Origin of the sequence: Mesorhizobium calcicola (assembly GCF_042682105.1) — a bacterium.
GTDB lineage: Bacteria > Pseudomonadota > Alphaproteobacteria > Rhizobiales > Rhizobiaceae > Mesorhizobium > Mesorhizobium calcicola.
Map to the genome: position 1 here is coordinate 170,583 of NZ_JBHUGY010000080.1, position 23,285 is coordinate 193,867.

The window sequence follows — 23,285 nt, forward strand, 5'->3', positions numbered from 1 at the left end:
GGGATCAGTGGGGCAAGGCTAGCGGCGAGAGCCTCGCCAAAGGGGCGAACTGAAGCGCGGCCGGTCATCGCCGCAACAAAAAACCGCGGGAATCGCTCCCCGCGGGTTTTGTCTTGGGGCCGATGGCTTAGCCGTGCGCGAGCACCGCCAGCAGCAGGAGCGCGACGATGTTGGTGATCTTGATCGCCGGGTTGACGGCCGGACCGGCGGTGTCCTTGTAGGGATCGCCGACCGTGTCGCCGGTCACCGAGGCCTTGTGCGCTTCGGAACCCTTGAGGTGCTTGACGCCGTTCTTGTCGACAAAGCCGTCTTCGAAGGACTTCTTGGCGTTGTCCCAGGCGCCGCCGCCAGAGGTCATCGAGATGGCGACGAAGAGGCCATTGACGATGACGCCGAGCAGCGAGGCGCCGAGGGCGGCAAAGGCGGACGCCTTCGAGCCCGAGATCAGCAGCACGCCGAAATAGACGACGAGCGGCGCCAGCACCGGCAGCAGCGACGGGATGATCATCTCGCGGATCGCCGCCTTGGTCAGAAGATCTACCGCGCGGGCATAGTTCGGCTTGGAGGTGCCGGCCATGATGCCCGGATCCTCGCGGAACTGCTTGCGCACCTCCTCGACGATGGCGCCCGCCGCACGGCCGACGGCCGTCATGGCGATGCCGCCGAACAGATACGGGATCAGGCCGCCGAAGATCAGGCCCGCGACGACATAGGGGTTGGAGAGATCGAAGGAGACTTCGCCCATGCCCTGGAAGTACGGAAATTTGTCGCCATTGGCGGCAAAGAACTTCAGGTCGTTCGAGTAGGCGGCAAACAGCACCAATGCGCCGAGACCGGCCGAACCGATGGCGTAGCCCTTGGTCACCGCCTTGGTGGTGTTGCCGACCGCGTCGAGCGCGTCGGTGGACTGGCGCACTTCCTTGGGCAGGCCTGCCATTTCGGCAATGCCGCCGGCATTGTCGGTGACCGGGCCGAAAGCGTCGAGCGCAACGATCATGCCGGCAAGGCCGAGCATCGTCGTGACCGCGATCGCCGTGCCGTAGAGGCCGGCGAGCTGATAGGTCGAGATGATGCCGGCGACGATGACGATCGCCGGCAGCGCGGTCGATTCCAGCGAGACCGCAAGGCCCTGGATGACGTTGGTGCCGTGGCCGGTGACCGACGCCTGGGCGATGGAGTTGACCGGACGCTTGCCGGTGCCGGTGTAGTATTCGGTGATCACCACGATCAGACCGGTCACCACGAGGCCGACCAGGCCGCAGATGAACAGGTTCTTGCCGGTGACAGCCATGCCGGCAACGGTGCCGATCTCGCCCCAGCCCAGGGTAACCGAGGTGGCGACGCCGAGGCCGACGATGGACAACAGGCCGGTGACGATCAGGCCCTTGTAGAGTGCGCCCATGATCGAGCCGTTGGAGCCGAGCTTGACGAAGAAGGTGCCGACGATCGAGGTCAGGATGCAGGCGCCGCAGATGGCGAGCGGATAAAGCATCGCCGCACCCAGGACGGCGGTGCCGCCGAAGAAGATGGCGCCGAGGACCATGGTGGCGACGACCGTCACAGCATAGGTCTCGAACAGGTCGGCGGCCATGCCGGCGCAGTCGCCGACATTGTCGCCGACATTATCGGCGATGGTTGCCGGGTTGCGCGGATCGTCTTCGGGAATACCGGCCTCGACCTTGCCGACCAGATCTCCGCCGACGTCGGCGCCCTTGGTGAAGATGCCGCCGCCGAGACGGGCGAAGATCGAGATCAGCGACGCGCCGAAGCCGAGCGAAACAAGCGAGTCGATGACGATGCGGTCATTGGGCTGAAGGCCCATGAAGTGGGTGAGGATGAGGTAGTAGATCGACACGCCGAGCAACGCCAGGCCCGCGACCAGCATGCCGGTGATGGCGCCCGACTTGAAGGCGATGTCGAGACCGGCGGCGAGGCTGTTGGATGCGGCCTGCGCGGTGCGCACATTGGCCCGCACCGAAACGTGCATGCCGATGAAGCCGGCGGCGCCCGACAGGACGGCGCCGATCAGGAAGCCGATCGCGGCGGTGATGGAAAGCAACCACCAGGCGAGCACGAGCACGACCAAGCCGACGAAGGCGATGGTGGTGTATTGGCGCGCCAGATAGGCCTGCGCGCCTTCGCGGATGGCCGCGGATATTTCCTGCATGCGTGCATTGCCCTGATCGGACGCGAGAACCGAACGTGTCGCCCAGATGGCGTAAAGGACAGAAAGCAGACCGCAGGCGATGACGGCGGAAATAATTGTCATTGCCGGATTTTCCTCGATTGATGGCCCAAAAGAACCCCTCCCTGGGCCGTTGAGACAAAGAACGGATCCCGTGCACGGAATCCGCCTCTTCGCAGCGGTGTATGCGAAACAGGGCTGCGAACGTCAAGATATTGTTCGGTTTTTGCCCGGCTTTCGCCCAAAAGGCATAGGGCCACGAGACCGCCGCACCGGCATTGTCCTATTAGATCGATTGAAATCGTCCTTGACGCAGCACGTGGGCTACTCGGCTTCGCGGCCCATGCGGCGCGCCGTGTAGCGTTCGACCGCCGAAAGACCGTCATAGATCAGCACGGCAAGCGCGGCCACGATCAGGCCGCCCTGCAGGACGAAGGCGAGGTTGTTGGACAACAGCCCGGCGATGATCACCTCGCCCAGCGTCTTGGCGGCAACGGTCGAGCCGATGGTGGCGGTGGCGAGGCCGATGACAACCGACAGCCTGATACCGCCAAGGATGATCGGCGCACTGAGCGGCAGCTCGACCTTGGTGAGCCGTTGCCAGCCGGTCATGCCGGCGCCACGCGCCGCCTCCATCACACTGGCCGGCAGCGTCGTCAGGCCCGTCAGCGCATTCTCGAAGATCGGCAGCAGGCCATAGAGAAACAGCGCGATCAGTGTCGGTTTTTCGCCAAAGCCGACCGCCGGAACGGCAAGCGCCAGCACCGCCACCGGCGGAAAGGTCTGGCCGATATTGACCAGGCTGCGCGACAGCGGCAGGAATTCGGCACCGGCCGGCCTTGTGACCAGGATGGCCAGCGCCACCGCGACGATGGTTGCTGCGACAGTGGCGATCAGGACGGTGCGCAAATGCAGCAAGGTCAGCGTCAGCAGGCTGCCCTGATTGTAGATCACCGGCGCATTGTTCTCGGTCAGCGGCCTCAGCAGCGGTTCGAACCAGCCGGGATTGGTGAGGAAGGCGACGAGCAGCACCACAAGGGCAAGCCGCAGCAGCGCCGGCAGCCAGGCTTTCATGCCGGCCTCGCCGCGCGTCTGACCAGCCCGTCCACCGTGACGCGGCCGATCGGACTGCCATCGGCACCGCTTACCGGCAATGCCGGCCGACCCGACCACAGCAACTCGGCCAGCGCATCGCGCTGGCTGGCATCGCCTGATATCGCCTCGCCTTCGGCCGAACCCTTTTCCACCGCATCGCTTACCCGGCCGAGCGAAAGCAATCGGAACGGCCTTTCGCTGGCGCCGACCAGGGTCTCGACGAAGGCGCTGGCCGGCTTTGCCAGGATCTCCGCGGGTTTGGCGTATTGCACGAGCTTGCCGGCATCCATGACGGCGATCTTGTCGCCCATGTGCACGGCCTCTTCCATGTCATGGGTGACGAGGATGATGGTGGTGCCGAAGCGCTTCTGGATCGCCAGCAGATCCTCCTGCGCCTTGGTGCGGATGATCGGGTCGAGCGCGCCGAACGGTTCGTCCATCAACAGCACGTTCGGCTCGGCGGCGAGCGCGCGGGCAACACCGACACGCTGCTGCTGGCCGCCCGACAATTCATGCGGATAGCGCGGCCCGAACGCTTCGGGATCAAGCTGGTAGAGCATCATCAACTCGTCGACCCGCGCCTTGATGCGGGCCTTGTCCCAGCCGAGCAGCACCGGCACGGTGGCGATGTTCTGCGCCACCGTGCGATGCGGAAACAGGCCGTGGCCCTGGATGGCATAGCCGATGCTGCGGCGCAGCTCGTAGCCGGGCAGCGAGCGATTGTCGGCACCATCGAGCTTGATGATTCCGGCGGTCGGCTCGACCAGCCGGTTTATCATCCTGAGCAGCGTCGTCTTGCCGGAACCGGAAGTGCCGACGATGACGGCGATGGTGCGCGGCTCGATGACCATCGAAACATCATCGACCACCGTTGTTGCGTCATAGCGCTTGGTAATGCCTTCGATCTCGATCATGCCGTTTCAACCCTGCGCCTGGTGGCGGTCATTTCGATCACCGCATCGAGGATGATGGCGGCGGCGAAGGCGAGTGCGACCGTCGGCACGGCGCCGAGCAGCACCAGATCCATCGCCGTCTGGCCAACGCCCTGGAAGACAAACACGCCAAAGCCGCCACCGCCGATCAGCGCGGCGATGGTGGCAAGGCCGATGTTCTGCACGAGCACGATGCGGATGCCGGTGAGGATCACCGGGAAGGCCAGCGGAAACTCGACGCCGAACAGGCGCTGCCTGTCGGTCATGCCCATGCCGCGCGCCGCGTCGTTGGCGGCCCTCGGCACGCCGGCGAGACCGACCACGGTGTTGGCCACCACCGGCAGCAAGGAATAAAGGAACAAGGCGACGAAAGCCGGCGCCGTGCCGATGCCGCGAATGCCGAGCGTGGCGGCTACCGGCACATGCGTGGCGACCCAGCCGAGCGGCGCGATCAGCAGGCCGAACAGCGCGATCGAGGGAATGGTCTGGATGATGTTGAGCACGTTAAGAACGCCGGCACGGAGCCTTTCGACGCGATGGCAGAGAATGCCGAGCGGCAGGCCGACGATCACCGCGGCAGCCAGCGAGCCGAGCGCCAGCGTCACATGCTTGGAGCCTTCGGCCCAGAAACTGTCGGCGCGGTTGGCGTATTCCTTGAGGATGGAAAGGTCGTTCCAGCTTCCCGAAATCAACAGAAGACCGACCGCCGCCGCGGCAAGTGCCAGCACGCCGACGCGCATCCAGGGCGACAGGTTCAGCCTAGTCAGCACGTCGGCCAGCAAAAGCGTGAACGCAAAGATGAGTATCCAGAAGCCGGAGGCCGGTGAAACCCGGGCAAAAGTGTTGCCGGCCGGCGTGAGGAATGTGCCGGCGACGCCGATCAGCACCGCGAGCGCGGCAAGCGCCACCGCGCTGGCTGCAAGGCGCAGCGCAAGCGGTGTCCTGAACAGCGCAACGAGCGCGGCGGCGACAACGATGGCGAGTAGCAACGGCCCGGTCGCCGTCGGCAACGCCTCGAGAATCGAGCGCGCCTGGCCGGGAACGATGCGGTTGGCGCGGAACGTGGCAAAGGGCGCGGCAAAAGCCGCGTAGGCCACGATCGCAGCGATGACCACGCCGAGCTTGTCGAACCGGATGGTCATGAAGCACGCCTGTGCGAAGCGACAGACGCTGGGAGGGATATAGCGCGATTGTAACGTCTGCGCTCGCACCGGTTCTCCACGGTCTCGGGCTGACTACTTCAAAAACCCGTTCTTTTTCAGGAAGTCCTCGGCGACGCCCTTGACGGGCTCGCCGCCGACCTGCACGCGACCGTTCAGCTCCTGCAGCGTGACGAGGTCGAGCTTGGCGAAGACCGGCTTCAGCAGCGTCTCGATCTCCGGATGCTCCTTCAGCACCTTTTCGCGGATGATCGGCGCCGGCTGGTAGACCGGCTGCACGCCCTTGTCGTCGTCGAGCACGACGAGCCCGGACGGTGCGATGCCGCCATCGGTACCATAGACCATGGCGGCGTTCGCTCCGCTGGTCTGGTTGGCGGCTGCTGCGATGGTCGCCGCGGTGTCGCCGCCGGAGAGCGTGATCAGCTGGTCCGGCTTCAGCGTGAAGCGATAGGTGGTCTGGAAAGCCGGCAGTGCTGCCGCCGAATTGACGAACTCGGCGGACGCCGCCAGCACCACCTGGCCACCACCGGTGACATATTTGCCGAAGTCGGTGAGCGTGGCGAGCTTGTTGGTCTCGGCGACCTCCTTGCGCAGCGCGATCGCCCAAGTGTTGTTGGCCGGCGACGGCGACAGCCAGACGATCTTGTTGGCGTCGTAGTCGAGCTTCTTGGCCGTCTCATAGGCCTTGGCGGCATCCTTCCAGACCGGGTCGTCGGCCTTCTCGAAGAAGAAGGCGGCGTTGCCCGTATATTCCGGATAGATGTCGATCTCGCCGGCGGTGATCGCCTTGCGGACAACCGGTGTCCCGCCGAGCTGGATACGGTCTGATGTCTTGATGTTGTTGGCGTTGAGAACGAGCTGGATGATGTTGCCGAGCACGCCGCCCTCGGTGTCGATCTTCGAGGAAACAACCACCTGGGCACTGGCGGAAGCCGCCGCGATGCCGAGCGCCAACGCCGCGCCGGCTAGAACTTTGACTGAAAACATTTGTGAAACCTCTTGCTGTGAACCGGAATGCGGCGGCCGCATATGAGCATGGCTTCAACGACCAGTCGGGGCACACGGTTTCATAACAATAGGCACAGGCGCAATAATTTTGTTTGGGCGCTGTGAATTCGGCCTGCACCATACTGACAGTGCGTGACAGGCAAGCGGCGACTGGATCAGGCGTCGGCTTTGCGCAGACCGGTCAGTTTGAGCGCACCGAGTGCGACGAAGCACAGAACGGTGACCGGAAAGACCATCCAGTTCAGCATCTCCCAACCCCAGGCATTGTAGACCATGCCCGACATCAGCGAAGCGCAGGCGACGGCGCCGAACAGGACGAAGTCGTGGAAGCCCTGCACCTTGCCCTTTTCCGACGGCCGATAGCTGGCGGCGACCATTGCCGTTGCGCCGATGAAGCCGAAATTCCAGCCAAGGCCGAGCAGGATCAGCGACGTCCAGAATTGCCACAGTGCCAGACCCGACAAAGCGACGGTGGCGCAGCCTATGAGCAGGACCAGGCCGGTGGCCACGATGCGTTCGGCGCCGAAGCGATGGATCAGCGAGCCGGTGAAGAAGCTCGGCGCGAACATCGCCATGACGTGCCAGGAAATGCCGAGCGTCGCATCGTCCTCCGACAGGCCACAGCCAACCATCGCCAGCGGAGCGCCAGTCATGACGAAGCTCATCAGCGCATAGCTGCCGACGGCGCAGAACAGCGCGGCGACAAAGCGCGGCTTCGTGACGATTTCCGCCAAGGGCCTGGCGTCGCCGTCGGCAATCTCCACCGTGCCGGCTGCCTTCGCCGGCAGGCGCAGGAACGACAGGATAATGGCGCCGACCGCGGCCAGCGGCAGAATGGAGGCGAACGAACCGGCAAACATCACCGGCGCGAACGATTCGCGGGTGAAGATGACGATCTGCGGCCCGAGGATGGCGGTGACGATGCCGCCGGCCAGCACGAAGGAGATGGCGCGCGCCTTGAACGCCGGCGGTGCGTTGTCCGCGGCGGCGAAACGGAACTGCTGCACGAAGGCGCCGCCGATGCCGATCACCAACAGACCGAAGGCGAACAGCCAGAAGCTGCCATGGAAAAGCGCTGATGTGGCGACCAGGCCGCCAAGCGCGGTGACGATGGTGCCGGTCATGAAGCCCCCACGCTGGCCCATGCTGCGGATGATGGCCGCCGCCGGCAGCGCGCCGAGCGCCACGCCGATGTTGAAGCCGGTGATCGGCGCCGTTGCCAGCGATTTGTCGGGACCAAGCAGATATTGCCCGGCCAGCGCCCCCATGGAAATGGCGATGGGTGCGGCCGAGCCGATGATCGCCTGCGAGGCGGCGAGGATCAAAGCGGTGCGACGCGCCTCCCTGCCCGCCGCTACGGCGATTGCTGTCATGATGCGTCCTTGCCGCGCCCCTCGCCACGCACCCGGCGAGACACACGGTCAAGCACGGCATTGACCAGCTTCGGCTCATCTTCCTCGTAGAAGGCCTTGGCGATGTCGACATATTCGGAGACGATGACGGCGACGGGGACATCCTCGCGCTTCATCAGCTCGTAGACGCCGGCGCGCAGAATGGCGCGCAGCGTCGAATCGAGCCTCGACAGCGGCCAATCCTCGGTCAGTGCCTGGCGGATGATCGGATCGACGGTCTTCTGGTTCTCGACGACACCCGTGAGGATGGCGCGAAACCATTGCGCATCGGCCTCGCGATAGAGTGCGCCGTCGACTTCCTTGCCGAGACGAAAGGCCTCGTATTCGGCGGTGATCTCGAAGACGCCGCTGCCGGCGACATCCATCTGATAGAGTGCCTGCACGGCGGCCAGCCGGGCGGCGCCGCGCTTGTTGGCCTGGCGCACCGGTGGTCGGTCATTGTCTCCGGATTGCGTCACGCCGGTGAGGCTCCAAGCCGTTTCTTCACGGCGATCATGGTGAGTGCGGCACGCGCTGCAAAGCCACCCTTGTCGCCTTCCTTGCGCCGGGCGCGTGTCCAGGCCTGTTCGTCATTCTCAGTGGTCAGGATGCCGTTGCCGATGCAAATCGATTCCTGCACCGACATATCCATCAGGGCACGTGCGGATTCGTTGGCGACGATGTCGAAATGATGCGTCTCGCCGCGGATGACGGTGCCAAGCGCGACATAACCATCATAGTCAGTGCCCTCACCCTCGGCGGCATCGAGCGCGAAGGAGATCACGGCCGGAATTTCCAGCGCGCCCGGCACGGTGACGACGTCGTATTTGGCGCCGGCTTCGTCGAGCGCAGCCTTGGCGCCGTCGAGCAGCGCGTCCGCCAGATCATCATAGAAGCGGGCTTCGATGATCAGCAGCTTGAGTTTCTCGTTCCTGGGCATTTTGCGTCACGTCTCCGGCGGAGCCGGTGACTTAGGCCGAAGCCGGCGAGTTCGCAAGCTTTGTCCGAAGGACAGGTCCAATTTCCGAACTGCGGCTCAATGTCCTATCGATCCTCTCGTGTGTGCCATAGACGCAGCACGTAGATAGTCGATTTCTGGATCTCATAGCGCATTTCGTAATTGCCCGCCAAAAGACGGCGGACTTCACGTGGCTCGAACTCTTCCAGTCTCTCGCCGATCCGCGGATGTTCGATCAGTCGGGCGGGCGCAGCAGTCAGAGATTGTACCGTACGTGCCGCTGCCCGGTCATTTACCAGTGCAAGAAAATCGTGAAGGCGCACCAGATTGGACAAGGCCTTGCTGGTCCACTTCAGCTTCATCAGCGTGGTGACGGAAGTGGTTTTTCATTGTCCAGGCTGTCTGCCCATGCCTGCACTGCCTGATGGTCGATAACGCGGCCAGCATCCACATCAGCAAGTGCTTCGAGTGTCAGTTGCCGGCGCTCTTCCTCCTGGTCAACCCAAGCGGCAAGGGCTTGCTTGACGATCCAGCCTCGTGGCCGCTCAAGGCGGGCCGCCAATTGGTCTACCTTTTGCGCGAGCAATAGAGGCACATGCGCGGTGATCACTTTGGTGTCCATCAGAACCTCCTAATCGGCACTAATCATAGTGATTAAAACTGATTAAGTCGAGGACGAAGGAAATTTGCGCGTCAAAGCCCCTCTTTCGCGGCCTCCACCAGCCGCGCCGCGTAGCGGGCCATGGTGTCGATCTCGAGATTGACGCGGTCGCCGACCTGGCGCCCGCCCCAGGTGGTCACGGTCAGCGAATGATGGATCAAGAGCACGTCGAAGCGCGTGCCTTCCACCTTGTTGACCGTGAGCGAGGTGCCGTCGAGCGCGACCGAGCCCTTGGGTGCAATGAACTTCGCCAGGTCGCGCGGCGCCTCCAGTGTGAAGCGCACCGCGTCGCCTTCGTCCTTGCGCTCGACGATCTGGGCCATGCCATCGACATGGCCCGAAACGATGTGACCGCCGAGTTCGTCGCCGACCTTCAGCGCCCGCTCCAGATTGATCCGCGTGCCCGATTTCCAGCCCATCGCCGTCGTCAGCCTGAGCGCCTCTTCCCAGGCCTCGACCTCGAACCAGCGCGCGTTCGAGCCGCTGTCGGGCAAGGCGGTGACCGTCAGGCAGACGCCGCCACAGGAAATCGAGGCGCCAATGGCGATCGTCCCGGGATCATAGGCGGTGTCGATGCGCAGCCCCACCCCTTCCCTCAGCGGCTTGACGGCCGCGACAGTGCCGACATCGGTGACAATCCCGGTAAACATCAGATGTTCCTTATCCACTCGGCGTAGCTGTCTTCGCCAAAACGCATGTCGCGAAGCTTGCGAAATCCTGCCGGGATATGGTCGGCGTCGATGGGCGATGCAATGCCGTCAGCGCCGATCGCTTCCGGCCCCTGGAACAGCACGATGCGGTCGACCAGCTCCTCGGCCAGGAAAGCACTCGCCACCTTGGCGCCGCCCTCGACCAGAACGCTGGCCATGCCGAGCGCGGCCAGGTCCTCGAGCAATTCCGGCAGTGCGACGCCGCCCTCATGCGTTTCGGTGCCGATGAAGCGCACGCCGGCGCGTTCCAGCACGGTCCGCCGCTGCGGATCGGCCTCCAGGCAAGCGGCGACATAGAGCGGCACCCGGTCCACGCCCGAAACCAGCTTCGAGGCCTCCGGCAACCTGATCTGGCGGTCGAGCACGATGCGCGCCGGCGACCGGTTCTCCAACCCCGGCAGGCGCACCGTCAGAGCCGGATCATCCTCAAGTGCCGTGCCGATGCCGACCAGTATGCCATCGGCCTCGGCCCGCATCAGATACACTTCGCGACGGGCGACATCGCCGGTGATCGACACTTGCCCTTGGCCTTCCCTGCCGATCTTGCCATCGCTGGAAAGCGCAAGCTTGAGAATCACTTCGGGGCGTTTTCTCAACGACCTGATCAAATAGCCGGCCATCTGTTCGGCTGCTTCCGCCGCCAACACCTTCTCGACCACTTCGATCCCGGCGGCACGCAGGATCTCATAACCCTTGCCGGACACGCGCGGATCGGGATCGCTGGCAGCGCCGACGACGCGCGCGACACCGGCGTTGACCAAGGCATTCGCGCAAGGCGGCGTACGGCCATGATGGGCGCAAGGTTCGAGCGTGACATAGGCGGTGGCGCCGTGCGCCAGCGCGCCTGCCTCGGCCAGCGCCTCGGTCTCGGCATGCGGGCGGCCGCCGACAGCGGTGACGCCGGTGCCGACGATCATCGGTCCGGCGCCGTCGTCGCGCACGATCAGCGTGCCTACGGAAGGATTGGTCGCGGTGCGCCCGGCATGCTTCCGCGAAAGGCGGAGCGCCGCGGCCATGAAACGGCGATCAAGGGCGGGCTGCCCGGTCTTGTCGCTTGCGGCCATGCTCAGCTGGCGTCCTCTTCATTCTTGATTTCGTCGCCCTTGAGCTCGCCGAGCAATTCGTGGAAATCCTTGGCCTCGCGAAAATTGCGGTAGACCGAGGCGAAGCGGACATAGGCGACGTCGTCGAGCGACTTCAGCGCGTCCATGACCAGCCGGCCGACCTCGCCGGAGGCCACTTCGGTTTCCCCCGAGCTTTCGAGCTGGCGCACGATGCCGGTCACCGCGCGGTCGATGCGCTCGGGATCGACATTGCGCTTGCGAACGGCGATCTCCACCGAACGCAGCAGCTTGTCGCGGTCAAAGGGTACTTTGCGACCCGATTTCTTGACCACGACGAGATCGCGCAATTGCACGCGCTCGAAGGTGGTGAAGCGGCCGCCGCAATCGGGGCAGACGCGGCGCCTGCGGATCGCGGCGCCATCCTCGGCGGGGCGCGAATCCTTCACCTGCGTATCTTCTGACTGGCAATAGGGACAGCGCATGGAGAAGCCTTTGGTTGGCGAATCTGGTGAGGCGAAAGGCTTAGAGGTTTTTGCAACGATGGCAAAGTATCGGCAACAGCCCCTCGCCCCTCAGAGCCTCGCCCCTGAGAGATAGCGAGGCGCAAGCAAGATTGCCAGCACCGCAGAGCCGGAGAGCGTACCAATGCCGTCAGGGGGCGACGTCGGTGGTCGGAAACCCGCATGATGCGCCGAGACTGCGGTAGGCCTTGGTGAAGCCGTCCATGGATATGCTTCCAACAGGCGCGTCGCCAAAGGAGACATCGAGCGCCGATGCGCGGCGCATGACGCGCAAGAGCGCCAGGCTGGTCTTGGCCTGATTGTCCGCGGTCCAGCTGAGCCGGCCGTTGATGGCGGCGTCGGAATGGAACTTGGCAGTGACGTGGCCCTTCTCATCGCCGAAGGTCGCGGCGACCGACTTGCCGGTCGGCAAAGCCTTGTTGTCGACCGCGACGGTCAGGGACGGGTAAGCATCCGGCGGCAGTGCATCGCCATTCGAGATGATGAGCGTCAGGGTGCCGCTCTCGCCGCCGGCGCCGATAAAGGCGGTCGAGGCAGCGCAGGTCTTGCGGATATCCTGACCAGTGTCGATCTCGTCGACCAGGATCGACCATCTGCCGAAGGTTTCAAGCTTGGGCGCCGCGGGCGCGGCCTGGGCAGGAGCGGGTTGCGTGGGCTCGGCCTGAGCGGGGGCGGTTTGCGCCAAGGCGATGCTGGAGAGCCGCAAGGCGATCAAAGCGGCCAGGACGCCAGCGGCGGCAAGACGAACAATTCGCATCATCAAGGCTCCTGTCGCAGCCTTGCCGCGACGATGCTTATCGCCGCGGCAAGGTGATGAGACGTCCTATCTCGTCAGCCGAGATAAGGATAGAGCGGGAAACGGTCGGTCAGCGCCACCACCTTGGCCTTGACCGCCGCTTCGACAGTGGCATTGCCCTCGTCGGAATTGGCGACTTTCAGACCATCCAGCACTTCGGCGATCAACTTGCCGATCTCACGGAACTCGGCCTGGCCGAAGCCGCGCGTGGTGCCGGCCGGGGTGCCGAGGCGTACGCCCGAGGTGACGAAAGGCTTTTCCGGGTCGAACGGGATGCCGTTCTTGTTGCAGGTGATGTTGGCGCGGCCGAGCGCGGCCTCGGCGCGCTTGCCGGTGGCGTTCTTGGGGCGCAGGTCGACCAGCATCAGATGGTTGTCGGTGCCGCCGGAGACGATATCGAGACCGGTTTCCTTGAGGCTGGAGGCGAGCGCCTTGGCGTTGGCGGCGACGCTCTCGGCGTAGACCTTGAAGCTCGGCTTCAGTGCTTCGCCCAAGGCCACGGCCTTGGCGGCGATGACATGCATCAGCGGGCCACCCTGCAGGCCGGGGAACACGGCGGAATTCATCTTCTTGGCGATGTCCTCGTCATTGCACAGGATCATGCCGCCGCGCGGGCCGCGCAGCGACTTGTGCGTCGTGGTCGTCACCACATGGGCGTGCGGCAGCGGCGACGGATGCACGCCACCCGCCACCAGGCCGGCGATGTGCGCCATGTCGACCATCAGATAAGCGCCAACTGCGTCGGCGATCTCGCGAAAACGCTTCCAGTCCCAGACGCGCGAATAGGCGGTGCCGCCGGCCAGGATCAGCTTTGGCTTGGTCTCGTGGGCGGTCTTCTCGATGGCGTCCATGTCAAGCAGATGGTCCTCCTGGCGCACGCCATAGGACACGACCTTGAACCATTTGCCGCTCATGTTGACAGGCGAGCCGTGGGTCAGATGGCCGCCCGAATTGAGGTCGAGGCCCATGAATGTGTCGCCGGGCTGCAAGAGCGCCAGGAACACCGCCTGATTCATCTGGCTGCCGGAGTTCGGCTGGACGTTGGCGAAGTTGCAGCCGAACAGCTTCTTGGCCCGCTCGATGGCCAGTTCCTCGGCGACGTCGACGAACTGGCAGCCGCCATAGTAGCGCTTGCCGGGATAGCCCTCGGCATATTTGTTGGTCATGATCGAGCCTTGAGCTTCCAGCACGGCGCGCGAGACGATGTTTTCGGAGGCGATCAACTCGATCTCGTGGCGCTGGCGACCAAGTTCGTTGCGGATGGCGCCGAAGATCTCCGGATCGGCATCTTCCAGCGTGGTTTCGAAGAAGGATTCGAATTTGTTCGACACTGCCGCTGCTGTTGCCATGGCCTGAAATCCTTGGGTTCGGGGGGCATTTTTTGATTTATGCATATCGTTGTCCCAAAACCGCTGCACACTTTTGGGCGACATGCATTCGCCGCGCCATTAACACAGTTGTTTTCGCCCCGCCACGTTTGCAGCGCGAAATTTGCTGGCCGGTTTGCGGCAGCGACGCAAAGACGGCGCTATTTCCGCGCCTGCCCGCCCTTCAGCAGGGCCTCTGTGAGCGTGATTTCGGTGAACAGCGCCCGGCCCGCGCAGGAAAGCGTCGTCCACAGCGACATCGACCGCATGCAGGCCGAGACGCTGGGGAAACGAAACACGCCGGAACCGCCGGTGAGCAGGCCGGCGGTGACCGCCGCCAGGATTACGGAAGCTCCGATGTGCTCGGCGCCGAGGTAGGCGATGAAGGGCAGCAGGATCATCACCAGCACCTTCGTCTCTCTGAAACGAAAAGGCCGCCCTGATCGGCGGCCTTTTCTTATAAAAAATCAGATACTTAAAGCGATGACGTGATCTGCAGCTCGTTGGCGCCGTCGAGCGCGTAGACGTCGTCGCGGAACTGCACGACGCCCGGCGCCGTCGACCATGCCGAGAGATAGAGGAAGTGGACCGGAACCGGGTTGGTAATCTGGATCGGCGTGTTTTCGCCGGTCTTGATCGCCGCCTCGAAATGCTGACGGTCCCAGCCCGGCGTGTCGCGCAGGATCCAGGTGACGAGGTCGCGCACATTCTGCACGCGCACGCAGCCCGAGGAATCGAAACGCATCATCTTGCCGAAAAGGCTCTGCTGCGGCGTATCGTGCATGTAGACGCCGTCGGGGCTGGGGAAATTGATCTTGACCGAGGCCATCGCGTTGCCCGCGCCAGGATCCTGGCGGAAGCGATACTTGGCGGCGTCGTCGGTCGACCAGTCGACAGTGAGCGGATCGACCTCGCTGCCGTCCGGCGCGAACAGGCGGATATGGCTGTCCTTCAGATAATCGGGATTCTTGCGCATCAGCGGAATGATGTCCTTGCGCACAATCGAGACCGGCGCGTTCCAGTACGGATTGACGATGATCTCGTTGATCTTGGAATTGACGATCGGCGTCTGGCGATCGATTTTGCCGACGATCGCGGTGTGGCGAAGCACGACCCGGTCGTTCTCGACCGCTTCGATCTGCGCCGCCGGAATGTCGACCAGCACATAGCGGCTGCCCAGCGTGCCGGCCTTTTCGCGCAGCCGCTGCAGATTGGTCTGCAACTGGCCAAGCCGGATCTGCGCCGAAACATTCATCGCCGCGTACGTGTATTTGCCCATGGAGCCGTCAGCGGGCAGGCCGTGACGCAACTGGAAGCGCTTGACCGCCGAGTCGACATAGGAATCGAACGCCGTCGAAATGCCGGCGCTCTGCGACAGGTCGCCAGAGACCATCAGCCGCTTGCGCAACGGCACGACATCGGGATCATCGACGCCGAGCTGCAATTTCTTGGTCGCGGGGACCTCCACCCAGCCGCCCTGGCCGACGATGTTCTGATATTGCGCCACCGCCTGCTCGGTAAAGGCGACGGTCTGCAGGCTGAAGATCGGCAGCGTCGAAGCCACCTTGCCGCCCTCGCTGGCGCGGGCATCGAACTGGTCGTCCCAATTGCCTCGCGCCGAGGATTTCAGGATATCACCGATGACATCCTGCGCATTGGCGCCGCCGGCGACCATCGCGGCTGCGAGCGCTGAGGCTCCGGAGAGGAAAAGACGGCGGCTGGTTCTCATGGACGTTCCAGACATTCTTGTAGCGTTCGATCTGCTGCATTCGGTTATAGGGCGATCTTGCCTGCACTCTAGGGTTGGCAATCTTAACAATTAGCCAACCATGTCCGTATCAGTTCGGCGACAAACGCGCGAAGCGCGACACGGGTTCCGGGTGAACGCACGGCCTTCACCACAGCCTCACCGGCATCCTCGGTTCCATTGGAATATGGCGGCAACGTGGCCTTGGCCCGCGATTTGCATCGGGCGACGCAGCGAAATGAAGAGCCCGTGCTTTTTCGGTACCGATGCGCGATCGGCGGCCCGACATCGACCGATGAACCGCAGGCCGATGATGATACACTGACAAGCCAGTCCAACGCGAGGAACGAGACCATGCCTGGTGTCCTTTCAGTCGTCGCGGCCTTCGCTTTGGCCGGAGGTCCAAACGGCAGCAGCCCAACGCCGGAGGAGACGGTCGCCTATTTCGTGCACGGCCTGGAACAGGGCGCGATCCCCAAATACGGGCAGCAGGCCGACGAACCGATGAAGCAGGTGTCCCGATCGCCGGCTATCTTCACCAGCACAGGCCCGAACGAGGTCGGCGACAAAACCGAAACGCTCAGGTTCATCGTCACCAGGCTGGACGATTGCACCTACAAGGCAGAACAGCAGTTCGAGGAGGACGGCGCCATCTACTACCGCCTGACCTACGAAGTGCGGCTTGGTAACGTGACCGCCCTGTCGTTCGACAGTCCGCCTTTAACCATCTCGCTGAAGGGACTGGTGAAATCCTGCTCAACCGACACCGAGGGCAGCTGCGACCTGACGCGAGAACCCGAAACAATCGGCCCGTTCTTCGGCGAACCAGGCCAGGCCTAACAGGCGCTTGCCTATTTCCACGAGAAATTCTGTCCGCTGAAGCCGTGATCCTATCTGGCTGACTATCGCACGATCCCTCAGCGTGGAGTTGCAACATTTGGGTCCGGACTTGGCTGCGCCCTCAATTCCGAACATCTTTGCAACACCTCATGCTGAGGATAGCGCAGGACCTTGTTATCCTCCAGTTTGAGCAACAGTTCCCGTCTCTTGTCCGTGCTTTCACCATCCGTACACGACATGTCCAGGATGACGACATCCAGGCGGTTGATCTTCTGGACCTTGTCCAACGTGCAGCCCACCTCCCACATCTCCACTGCCTTGTCGGTAAACGTCACGATCGAGTCATTGTTGTCACATGGGGAACTGCCTTCCGCGGCGAAAGAATCCTTCCACCACTCCTCGGCGAAGGCCGTTTGCGGGACCAGCAAAAGCACTGCGGCAACCGAGCAAGTCCTCGAGCGTTTTCTCAGACCCATCATGCGCGCGCCTCCCAGCCGTGACATTAGGCACTGCTGCAGCGAAAGCAAACCTGGCGGGATAGTGCCGACCAGGCGCCTGGGCTTCGGGATCAGGAAAAGAAAAAGGGCCGATGCCTTTCGGCACCAGCCTTGACCAGAGGTCGACATTTCGGCCGCGCTTCTGTGGCGCGGGCCAGATCCGATGCGCCGGCTTACATCCGGTAGGCGATGGTGTCGTTCCAGAAGCGGTCGAGCCGCTGCAGGGCACGGTTCATCTGCTTGAATTCCTCGGTGTTGATGCCGCCGACCTGCTCGATCGAGCCGACATGGCGCTCATAGAGACCGGCGACGACGTCCGCCACTTCGTTGCCCTTCGGGGTCAGCGAGACACGAACCGAACGGCGGTCGATGCGCGAGCGCTGGTGGTTGATGAAGCCGAGATCGACCAGCTTCTTCAGATTGTAGGAAACGTTCGAGCCGAGATAGTAGCCGCGCGAGCGCAGCTCGCCGGCGGTCAGCTCCGAATTGCCGATGTTGAACAGCAACAGCGCCTGGATGGCATTGATGTCGGAACGGCCGTTGCGGTCGAATTCGTCCTTGATCACGTCAAGCAGGCGGCGGTGCAGCCGCTCCACAAGCTGCAGCGATTCCATGTACAGCGAGCGGATAGCCTCGCGGCGGTCGTCGGATACGTTGGCGGTCTTCGCCGCCGGACGCGAATTGATCATTGTCTTTGCCTCTCGTTTGTCGCCCTGGTGATTTTTTGTTTTTCACCTTGATCGCGACACTATCGAATACTCATAAAATTCGACTTAAACGCTAGGGCTAACAAGAGCTTACCGGTAAGAGGTTTCGAAAGACGCTTAACGAACGGTCACCCGAGCAAGGATAATTAACCTAAAGGCTTAGGCAACAATCCCGGGGCGGGATCCAGGCAGCCGCCAGGCCGCCAATGGGCTCAAGGGTTCAGTGCCGCACCGGGCGCTTCTGCAGGTAGATGACGACGCGAAAGACGATGTAGAGCAGCGCCACCGCGGCATGCGAAAAGACGATCAGCGGCCGGTGGCCGAAAAGTTCGGGAAGGCCGGCATACATGACGGTCTCGGTCACGGCGCAGATGAACCAGATCACCGGTCCCCAGGAGGCCAGCATCCACAGGCCGGCGGCGGCAAAGGGGAAGAACACGGCGAGCACCACCGCCGCCACCTGCCAGTGCACGGGCATCAGGTCGAAACGCCATAGCGGGCCGGGATAGAAGCCGATCAGCTTGATCCAGTAGAGGATGCCAAAAAGCAGGCAGTAGCCGGCGACGACGCGCTGGAACCAGGCGAAGATCACCTCCACGCCCGAGGGCTGCAGCACGACGCGTCTCGAGGTCACCTCGCTCACAGGTCGAGCTCCCGTTCGCCGAGCGAAGCGAAATAGGCGCCGACATCCGCTTCGCTGACCGCACCGAGGCTTGCCGGCCGCCATTGCGGCTTCGAGCCCTTGTCGATGATGGCGGCGCGAATGCCTTCGTAGAAATCGTGGCCGGCGAGCATCCGGTTGAGGATGCGGAACTCCATCTTCATGCAGTCGTCCATGGACAGGGTCAGCCCGGCGCTGATCTGACGCCAGGCGACGCGCAGGCTGGTCGGCGAGCGCGTGCGGACCGTCGCCAGCGTCTTTGCCGCGAACTCGTCGTCGCCTGCCGCCCGTTCCAGGCTGTCGATGACGGCCTTTAGGGATGGTTGTGAAAAATGACGGACGATCGCCTCCAGCGTCTGCCGATCGGTCTCTCGCCTTGCCTGGACGAAGAAACCGCGCAGCACCGCTTCCGGATCGCCGGTCAGCGTCAGCCGGTCAAGGAAGCCGCCCTGGTCCTCGGCCTTGATGGTGTGGGTGGCTAGTCCCGACCACAGCGCGTCGCCGTAGCGGATGCGATTGCCGGTCAGCGCCAGATACATCCCGAAGGAGCCGCCGAGATCAGGCAGCAAATGGCTGGCGCCGACATCCGGGAAAAAGCCGATGCCGACCTCCGGCATGGCGAACTGGGCATTCTCGGTCATCACCCGGTGCGAGCCGTGGAAGGAGATGCCGACGCCACCGCCCATGACGATGCCGTCGATCAGTGCGACGTAAGGTTTTCTGAAGCTGTTGATGCGGGCATTGAGCCGGTATTCATCGGCGAAGAAATCGACCGGCGGCTTTCCCGCCCGGCCGGCCTCGTAGATATGCAGGATGTCGCCGCCAGCCGAAAACGCCCTGCCCTCGGCCTTGACGACGACGACATCGACACCCTGGTCGGTCTCCCAGGCGGAAAGAGCAGCGTCGAGCGCCTTGACCATGCGGTGCGTGACCGCATTGAGTGCGTGCGGCCGCGTCAACGTGACGACGCCGGCCCGGCCCAGATGTTCGAAGCGGATCTCGTCGCCTCCGCCAAAATCCATCGTGAAAGAATCCCTCCCCCGCGCCGCCGGGATTGAAGTGCTAAAGCGTGGCGCATGGGTGCGTCAATGCCAAGCCGGCCGGTCGTGGGTCAGTTTGGACCTCGGGAATGGTAAGAGGCCATCCTTTGCGTCCCGGCCAAATGGGTGCAACTTGTCCGCCTGTGAAGCCCAGGACGAACGCATGATCGTTGTAACCGGAGCGTCGGGATATGTCGGGGGCAAGGCGCTTGCCGCGCTGTCGCGGCAGGGCTTGCCGGTCGTCGGCATGGCCAGGAACGCCGGCAAGCGTGCGGCGAGCCTGCCTTCCGAAACGCCGTTGCGGATCGCGGACTACGACGATCCGGAGAGTTTGTCGCGAGAATTCGAAGGTGTCTCGACGCTGCTGCTCGTCTCGAGCGATGGCGACGGCAGAGACGTACTCCGTCACCACGCCAATGCCATAGAGGCTGCCGTTTCCCGAAAAATAGCATCAATCGTCTTCACCAGCATCATCGATATCGATACGGACTCGCCGTTCTATTTCACGCCCGTCTACAGGGACGCTGAGCGCAGGCTGCGGGAAAGCGGGCTGACCTGGACGATCTTGAGATGCGGCCTGTATTCGGATCTGGTTCTGGATAGCTGGATCAGGCCGGCCCTTTCGTCCGGGGTTCTTTCGCTGCCCACGGGCGCCGGGCAGGTTGCGCCCATATCGAGAAACGACGTTGCGTTGGCGGCGGCGGCAGTCGTCGCCTCACCAATGAAGCACGCTGGAAAAACGTATGAATTGACGGGACCGCAGCCGCTGTCGTTTCACGACCTCGCCGAGGCCGGCGGTTCGGCTTTTGACCGTCCTCTCGAGTTCATTGCCTGTTCGTCCGCCGACTATCTTCAGCGCGCCTGGGCGGAAATGGAGGACCCATGGCCGCATGCCTTTTCGACTTTATGCCGATCGATAGAAGAAGGCCGCTACCAACGGGTCACGGATGCGCACCGGCATTTGACCGGGCACCCTCCAACCGACTTCAGGAGATTTGTTGAGGACGCAGCCGCGTTTGGACCCACGGGCTGAAGCCAAACTGAGCGGCGGCGCGTCTTGGCCACCGACGGCGCTCGATGCTAGAGATTGGCCACCTCGAAGCGGACGGTGAGCCATGTCGCGGTTTTTGCGCATTGCCCTTGTTCTGGGTGGCCTGCTGGCCATCTTCGCCGCCAATAGCCTGGCCAGGGCGGCAGGCGTCGATGACCTCTACAAATCACAGACCATCGTCACCGGTCAGGGCGAGCGGAACCGCCAGGCAGGCTTCAAGATCTGCCTTGATGCGGTTCTGGTCCGAGTGTCCGGCGACCAGCGCCTGCTGGCGAAACCTGAGATGACGGCCCTGCGCGACAAGGCCGGCAGCTTTGTCACCGGTTTCCGCTACCGCGACCGCATGGAAGGCATTCCGGTGCATGACGAACAGGGCACGCACGACCGACCGCACGACCTTTATTGCCAATACACGCCGGCGACGATCGGCCCGGTTCTGGCTTCGCTCGGCAGCAAACCTTGGCTGACCGAGCGGCCGCGGCTGGCGGTGTTTTTGTCGACCGAACAAGGCATCCGGCATTTCGCGCTCGATGCCGATGACGAGCGCGGTGTGTTGATGCGCGAATCGTTCGGCAATGCCGCCGCGCCGCTGGCCATGCAGGTGACATTCCCGACGGCAGCGCTGCTGTCGCAAGCCGGGCTGGATGACAAGACGCTGCGCGACGCCGACATGGCGAAGCTCGACATCGCCGCGAAAAAAGCCGGCGCCGACCAGGCGCTTTCCGGCAGCATCGTCTGGAGCGACAAGGAATTGGGCTGGGTCGCCGACTGGCGGCTGGCGATGGCCGGCAAGACCTACGCCTGGCAGGTGCGCGGCGTTTCCTTCGACGAGGCGTTTCGTGTCGCGATGCGCGGCGCGGCGCAGATTCTTTCGGGCAATGGGCAGCCTTGAACCAAGCTTCGGCCTGGCACAATCGTGTCGCATTGGTCAGCGGCAAGGGCTCGTGGTAAAAAGCCGCCGAACGAGAGTTTTGGCGATGAACAAATTTACCCCGACAAAGCCAGTCGGCGCGCGCAGCGTCGACGACATCACCGGCAGCCGCCGCTTGCGCCGCATGCGCAAGGCCGACTGGTCGCGCCGCCTCGTGCAGGAGAACCGGCTTACGGTCGACGATTTGATCTGGCCGATCTTCGTCGTCGACGGCAGACAAGTGCGCGAACCGATCGCCGCCATGCCGGGCGTCTTCCGCCTGTCGATCGATCTCGCCGTCAAGGAGGCTGAACGCGCGGCAAAGCTCGGCATTCCCGCACTCGCCACCTTCCCCAATGTCGACATCGCGCTGCGCGACCAGACCGGCTCGCATATCCTCGACCCCGACAACGTCATCAACCGCGCCACAAGGGCGATCAAGGACGCTGTGCCTGAGATCGGCATCATCACCGATGCCGCGCTCGACCCGTTCACCAGCCACGGCCATGACGGCATCCTGCGCGACGGCATCATCGTCAATGACGAAACGGTCGAACAGGTGGCCGCCGCGGCCGTCATCCAGGCGGCGGCCGGCGCCGACATCATCGCGCCGTCCGACATGATGGACGGCCGCATCGGCGCCATCCGCGACGCGCTCGATGCCAACGGCTTCCAGGACGTGGCGATCATGTCCTACGCGACCAAGTTCGCCTCGGCCTTCTATGGTCCCTATCGCGAGGCGGTCGGCACCGCCGGCCTGCTCAAGGGCGACAAGAAGACCTACTATATCGACCACGCCAATTCCGACGAGGCGGTGCGCGAGGCCGAACAGGATATCGCCGAAGGCGCCGACATGCTGATGGTCAAGCCCGGCCTGCCCTATCTCGACATCATCCGGCGGCTGAAGGACGAATTCCAGATGCCGACCTTCGTCTACCAGGTGTCGGGCGAATATTCGATGATCAAGGCCGCCGCCGCCAATGGCTGGATCGATGGCGAAAAGGCGATGCTGGAATCCCTGCTCGCCTTCAAGCGCGCCGGCTGCGACGGCATTCTGACCTATTTCGCGCCCGAAGTGGCAACGATGCTGAAGGGATAGTTTCTCTTTCCGCGTATGGGCCGGTCGCGGCGATGCCGGCGGCCCCTCGATATCCTTGACTATTTCCGGCTTCCGCCCAGGAGCCCGAAGCGAAGGTCGTTTGACCAATCGCCTGGGGTTTGTTACACCCCAAAATACCGCTTGCAATTCGCAATCAGTTTGCTAACAAGCAACTGCTTGCAAATCACAACTGGTTATGGAGGAGGCTTTCATGTCCAAACTTCGCGTCAATGCTTTCACCCTGTCGCTCGACGGCTATGGCGCCGGTCCGGATCAGGATCTGCAAAACCCGCTCGGTGTCGGCGGGGAAACCCTGCACAAATGGGCCTGGAGCACCCGCACCTTCCGCGAGATGTTCGGCGAAGAGGGCGGCGCGACCGGCACTGACGAGGACTTTGCGGCGCGCAGCTTCGAGAATGTCGGCGCCTGGATCCTCGGCCGCAACATGTTCGGACCGATCCGGGGCGAATGGCCTGACGACAGCTGGAAGGGCTGGTGGGGCGACAACCCGCCCTACCATGTGCCGGTTTTCGTGCTGACCCATCACAAGCGCGAACCGATCGTCATGGAGGGCGGCACGACCTTCCACTTCGTCACCGATGGCATCCATTCGGCGCTGGAACAAGCCAAAGCGGCGGCCGATGGCAAGGACGTGCGGGTCGGCGGCGGCGTCGCCACCATCCGGCAATATCTGCAGGAGAAACTGATCGACGAGATGCATCTGGCGATCGCGCCGGTGCTGCTCGGCGCGGGCGAGAATCTTTTCGCCGGCCTGGACATGCCGAAGCTCGGCTATCAATGCGCCGAACAGGTGGCGACAGCGCTCGCCACGCATGTGGTTATCAATCGGGTTTAAGTCAGGCTCCCCCTTCTCCCCCTGTAGGA

26 protein-coding genes are annotated in these 23,285 nt (G+C 63.4%); 5 read left to right on the forward strand and 21 right to left on the reverse strand.

Translation table 11 applies throughout. The features are described 5' to 3' along the window. Positions 1 to 127: 127 nt before the first annotated feature. The 17 genes from ACFSQT_RS39275 to ACFSQT_RS39355 form a co-directional block, all read right to left on the reverse strand. Complete coding sequence (locus ACFSQT_RS39275; protein WP_379027377.1) at positions 128 to 2,269, reverse strand: sodium-translocating pyrophosphatase; 2,142 nt, start codon at positions 2,267 to 2,269, stop codon at positions 128 to 130. A gap of 240 nt (positions 2,270 to 2,509) precedes the next feature. After that, positions 2,510 to 3,259 carry an ABC transporter permease gene (locus ACFSQT_RS39280; RefSeq protein ID WP_379027379.1) on the reverse strand — a complete coding sequence of 250 codons (750 nt, stop codon included), beginning with the start codon at positions 3,257 to 3,259 and terminating at the stop codon, positions 2,510 to 2,512. Further along, a complete protein-coding gene (locus tag ACFSQT_RS39285; protein ID WP_379027381.1) occupies positions 3,256 to 4,194 on the reverse strand; it encodes an ABC transporter ATP-binding protein in 939 nt (312 codons plus the stop codon). The genes ACFSQT_RS39280 and ACFSQT_RS39285 overlap by 4 nt, the downstream gene beginning before the upstream one ends. Then, a complete protein-coding gene (locus ACFSQT_RS39290; RefSeq protein ID WP_379027383.1) occupies positions 4,191 to 5,354 on the reverse strand; it encodes an ABC transporter permease in 1,164 nt (387 codons plus the stop codon). Before ACFSQT_RS39290 ends, ACFSQT_RS39285 begins: the two co-directional genes overlap by 4 nt. 93 nt (positions 5,355 to 5,447) lie before the next feature. Next, on the reverse strand, positions 5,448 to 6,359 hold the full coding sequence (gene osmF / locus ACFSQT_RS39295) for a glycine betaine ABC transporter substrate-binding protein OsmF (protein ID WP_379027385.1): 912 nt from the start codon (positions 6,357 to 6,359) through the stop codon (positions 5,448 to 5,450). 176 nt (positions 6,360 to 6,535) lie between these two features. After that, entirely contained in the window at positions 6,536 to 7,753 is a 1,218-nt protein-coding gene (locus ACFSQT_RS39300; RefSeq protein ID WP_379027387.1) for an MFS transporter, read from the reverse strand. After that, positions 7,750 to 8,250 carry a transcription antitermination factor NusB gene (gene nusB, locus ACFSQT_RS39305; RefSeq protein ID WP_379027389.1) on the reverse strand — a complete coding sequence of 167 codons (501 nt, stop codon included), beginning with the start codon at positions 8,248 to 8,250 and terminating at the stop codon, positions 7,750 to 7,752. Before nusB ends, ACFSQT_RS39300 begins: the two co-directional genes overlap by 4 nt. Beyond that, complete coding sequence (locus tag ACFSQT_RS39310) at positions 8,247 to 8,711, reverse strand: 6,7-dimethyl-8-ribityllumazine synthase (RefSeq protein WP_379027391.1); 465 nt, start codon at positions 8,709 to 8,711, stop codon at positions 8,247 to 8,249. Before ACFSQT_RS39310 ends, nusB begins: the two co-directional genes overlap by 4 nt. A 104-nt stretch (positions 8,712 to 8,815) precedes the next feature. After that, complete coding sequence (locus tag ACFSQT_RS39315; protein ID WP_379027393.1) at positions 8,816 to 9,091, reverse strand: type II toxin-antitoxin system RelE/ParE family toxin; 276 nt, start codon at positions 9,089 to 9,091, stop codon at positions 8,816 to 8,818. Continuing rightward, positions 9,091 to 9,351, reverse strand: a complete 261-nt coding sequence (locus tag ACFSQT_RS39320; RefSeq protein ID WP_379027395.1) for a CopG family ribbon-helix-helix protein — start codon at positions 9,349 to 9,351, stop codon at positions 9,091 to 9,093. The genes ACFSQT_RS39315 and ACFSQT_RS39320 overlap by 1 nt, the downstream gene beginning before the upstream one ends. 71 nt (positions 9,352 to 9,422) lie before the next feature. Beyond that, positions 9,423 to 10,040, reverse strand: a complete 618-nt coding sequence (locus ACFSQT_RS39325) for a riboflavin synthase (protein ID WP_379027396.1) — start codon at positions 10,038 to 10,040, stop codon at positions 9,423 to 9,425. After that, the gene (ribD, locus tag ACFSQT_RS39330; RefSeq protein ID WP_379027398.1) at positions 10,040 to 11,164 is read right to left on the reverse strand and encodes a bifunctional diaminohydroxyphosphoribosylaminopyrimidine deaminase/5-amino-6-(5-phosphoribosylamino)uracil reductase RibD; all 1,125 of its coding nucleotides are present in this window, start codon (positions 11,162 to 11,164) and stop codon (positions 10,040 to 10,042) included. Before ribD ends, ACFSQT_RS39325 begins: the two co-directional genes overlap by 1 nt. A 2-nt stretch (positions 11,165 to 11,166) precedes the next feature. Next, positions 11,167 to 11,646: a transcriptional regulator NrdR gene (nrdR, locus tag ACFSQT_RS39335; RefSeq protein WP_379027400.1), complete on the reverse strand. Its 480-nt coding sequence runs from the start codon at positions 11,644 to 11,646 to the stop codon at positions 11,167 to 11,169. Positions 11,647 to 11,815: 169 nt separating this feature from the next. Beyond that, entirely contained in the window at positions 11,816 to 12,445 is a 630-nt protein-coding gene (locus tag ACFSQT_RS39340) for a hypothetical protein (protein ID WP_379027401.1), read from the reverse strand. Between the two features lie 71 nt (positions 12,446 to 12,516). Continuing rightward, complete coding sequence (gene glyA / locus ACFSQT_RS39345) at positions 12,517 to 13,830, reverse strand: serine hydroxymethyltransferase (RefSeq protein WP_379027403.1); 1,314 nt, start codon at positions 13,828 to 13,830, stop codon at positions 12,517 to 12,519. Positions 13,831 to 14,009: 179 nt separating this feature from the next. Next, positions 14,010 to 14,309, reverse strand: coding sequence for a cation:proton antiporter domain-containing protein (locus ACFSQT_RS39350; RefSeq protein ID WP_379027539.1), 300 nt, complete (start codon positions 14,307 to 14,309; stop codon positions 14,010 to 14,012). Between the two features lie 14 nt (positions 14,310 to 14,323). Continuing rightward, the gene (locus tag ACFSQT_RS39355; protein ID WP_379027405.1) at positions 14,324 to 15,577 is read right to left on the reverse strand and encodes a L,D-transpeptidase family protein; all 1,254 of its coding nucleotides are present in this window, start codon (positions 15,575 to 15,577) and stop codon (positions 14,324 to 14,326) included. A 198-nt stretch (positions 15,578 to 15,775) separates the two neighbouring features. Between ACFSQT_RS39355 and ACFSQT_RS39360 the strand changes: the two genes are divergently transcribed. Next, on the forward strand, positions 15,776 to 16,435 hold the full coding sequence (locus ACFSQT_RS39360) for a hypothetical protein (protein WP_379027407.1): 660 nt from the start codon (positions 15,776 to 15,778) through the stop codon (positions 16,433 to 16,435). Positions 16,436 to 16,512: 77 nt separating this feature from the next. On the opposite strand, the gene ACFSQT_RS39365 is transcribed toward ACFSQT_RS39360, so the two are convergent. The 4 genes from ACFSQT_RS39365 to ACFSQT_RS39380 form a co-directional block, all read right to left on the reverse strand. Continuing rightward, positions 16,513 to 16,914 carry a hypothetical protein gene (locus ACFSQT_RS39365; protein WP_379027409.1) on the reverse strand — a complete coding sequence of 134 codons (402 nt, stop codon included), beginning with the start codon at positions 16,912 to 16,914 and terminating at the stop codon, positions 16,513 to 16,515. 191 nt (positions 16,915 to 17,105) lie between these two features. After that, the gene (ldtR, locus tag ACFSQT_RS39370) at positions 17,106 to 17,621 is read right to left on the reverse strand and encodes a transcriptional regulator LdtR (RefSeq protein ID WP_379027411.1); all 516 of its coding nucleotides are present in this window, start codon (positions 17,619 to 17,621) and stop codon (positions 17,106 to 17,108) included. A 238-nt stretch (positions 17,622 to 17,859) separates the two neighbouring features. After that, on the reverse strand, positions 17,860 to 18,282 hold the full coding sequence (locus tag ACFSQT_RS39375; RefSeq protein ID WP_379027413.1) for a DUF6163 family protein: 423 nt from the start codon (positions 18,280 to 18,282) through the stop codon (positions 17,860 to 17,862). Next, complete coding sequence (locus tag ACFSQT_RS39380) at positions 18,279 to 19,322, reverse strand: enoyl-CoA hydratase/isomerase family protein (protein ID WP_379027415.1); 1,044 nt, start codon at positions 19,320 to 19,322, stop codon at positions 18,279 to 18,281. The genes ACFSQT_RS39375 and ACFSQT_RS39380 overlap by 4 nt, the downstream gene beginning before the upstream one ends. A 181-nt stretch (positions 19,323 to 19,503) precedes the next feature. Between ACFSQT_RS39380 and ACFSQT_RS39385 the strand changes: the two genes are divergently transcribed. The 4 genes from ACFSQT_RS39385 to ACFSQT_RS39400 all read left to right on the forward strand — a co-directional run bounded on the left by ACFSQT_RS39385 (position 19,504) and on the right by ACFSQT_RS39400 (position 23,256). Then, positions 19,504 to 20,373, forward strand: coding sequence for an NAD(P)H-binding protein (locus ACFSQT_RS39385; RefSeq protein ID WP_379027541.1), 870 nt, complete (start codon positions 19,504 to 19,506; stop codon positions 20,371 to 20,373). An 82-nt stretch (positions 20,374 to 20,455) separates the two neighbouring features. Further along, the gene (locus ACFSQT_RS39390; protein WP_379027417.1) at positions 20,456 to 21,283 is read left to right on the forward strand and encodes a DUF2066 domain-containing protein; all 828 of its coding nucleotides are present in this window, start codon (positions 20,456 to 20,458) and stop codon (positions 21,281 to 21,283) included. A gap of 85 nt (positions 21,284 to 21,368) precedes the next feature. Beyond that, entirely contained in the window at positions 21,369 to 22,400 is a 1,032-nt protein-coding gene (hemB, locus tag ACFSQT_RS39395) for a porphobilinogen synthase (RefSeq protein ID WP_379027419.1), read from the forward strand. A gap of 211 nt (positions 22,401 to 22,611) precedes the next feature. Beyond that, positions 22,612 to 23,256 carry a dihydrofolate reductase family protein gene (locus ACFSQT_RS39400; RefSeq protein WP_379027421.1) on the forward strand — a complete coding sequence of 215 codons (645 nt, stop codon included), beginning with the start codon at positions 22,612 to 22,614 and terminating at the stop codon, positions 23,254 to 23,256. The last annotated feature ends 29 nt before the right edge of the window (positions 23,257 to 23,285 follow it).

Bases quoted from the DNA above. Each gene is read 5' to 3' on its own strand.
- osmF (WP_379027385.1), bottom strand. From the start codon at position 6,359: ATGTTTTCAGTCAAAGTTCTAGCCGGCGCGGCGTTGGCGCTCGGCATC.
- ACFSQT_RS39380 (WP_379027415.1), bottom strand. From the start codon at position 19,322: ATGGATTTTGGCGGAGGCGACGAGATCCGCTTCGAACATCTGGGCCGG.
- ACFSQT_RS39310 (WP_379027391.1), bottom strand. From the start codon at position 8,711: ATGCCCAGGAACGAGAAACTCAAGCTGCTGATCATCGAAGCCCGCTTC.
- ACFSQT_RS39365 (WP_379027409.1), bottom strand. From the start codon at position 16,914: ATGATGGGTCTGAGAAAACGCTCGAGGACTTGCTCGGTTGCCGCAGTG.
- glyA (WP_379027403.1), bottom strand. From the start codon at position 13,830: ATGGCAACAGCAGCGGCAGTGTCGAACAAATTCGAATCCTTCTTCGAA.
- nrdR (WP_379027400.1), bottom strand. From the start codon at position 11,646: ATGCGCTGTCCCTATTGCCAGTCAGAAGATACGCAGGTGAAGGATTCG.
- hemB (WP_379027419.1), top strand. From the start codon at position 21,369: ATGAACAAATTTACCCCGACAAAGCCAGTCGGCGCGCGCAGCGTCGAC.
- ACFSQT_RS39400 (WP_379027421.1), top strand. From the start codon at position 22,612: ATGTCCAAACTTCGCGTCAATGCTTTCACCCTGTCGCTCGACGGCTAT.
- ACFSQT_RS39315 (WP_379027393.1), bottom strand. From the start codon at position 9,091: ATGAAGCTGAAGTGGACCAGCAAGGCCTTGTCCAATCTGGTGCGCCTT.
- ldtR (WP_379027411.1), bottom strand. From the start codon at position 17,621: ATGATCAATTCGCGTCCGGCGGCGAAGACCGCCAACGTATCCGACGAC.
- ACFSQT_RS39275 (WP_379027377.1), bottom strand. From the start codon at position 2,269: ATGACAATTATTTCCGCCGTCATCGCCTGCGGTCTGCTTTCTGTCCTT.
- ACFSQT_RS39285 (WP_379027381.1), bottom strand. From the start codon at position 4,194: ATGATCGAGATCGAAGGCATTACCAAGCGCTATGACGCAACAACGGTG.
- ACFSQT_RS39390 (WP_379027417.1), top strand. From the start codon at position 20,456: ATGTCGCGGTTTTTGCGCATTGCCCTTGTTCTGGGTGGCCTGCTGGCC.
- ACFSQT_RS39300 (WP_379027387.1), bottom strand. From the start codon at position 7,753: ATGACAGCAATCGCCGTAGCGGCGGGCAGGGAGGCGCGTCGCACCGCT.
- ACFSQT_RS39320 (WP_379027395.1), bottom strand. From the start codon at position 9,351: ATGGACACCAAAGTGATCACCGCGCATGTGCCTCTATTGCTCGCGCAA.
- ACFSQT_RS39280 (WP_379027379.1), bottom strand. From the start codon at position 3,259: ATGAAAGCCTGGCTGCCGGCGCTGCTGCGGCTTGCCCTTGTGGTGCTG.
- ACFSQT_RS39385 (WP_379027541.1), top strand. From the start codon at position 19,504: ATGATCGTTGTAACCGGAGCGTCGGGATATGTCGGGGGCAAGGCGCTT.
- ACFSQT_RS39325 (WP_379027396.1), bottom strand. From the start codon at position 10,040: ATGTTTACCGGGATTGTCACCGATGTCGGCACTGTCGCGGCCGTCAAG.
- ribD (WP_379027398.1), bottom strand. From the start codon at position 11,164: ATGGCCGCAAGCGACAAGACCGGGCAGCCCGCCCTTGATCGCCGTTTC.
- ACFSQT_RS39340 (WP_379027401.1), bottom strand. From the start codon at position 12,445: ATGATGCGAATTGTTCGTCTTGCCGCCGCTGGCGTCCTGGCCGCTTTG.
- ACFSQT_RS39290 (WP_379027383.1), bottom strand. From the start codon at position 5,354: ATGACCATCCGGTTCGACAAGCTCGGCGTGGTCATCGCTGCGATCGTG.
- ACFSQT_RS39355 (WP_379027405.1), bottom strand. From the start codon at position 15,577: ATGAGAACCAGCCGCCGTCTTTTCCTCTCCGGAGCCTCAGCGCTCGCA.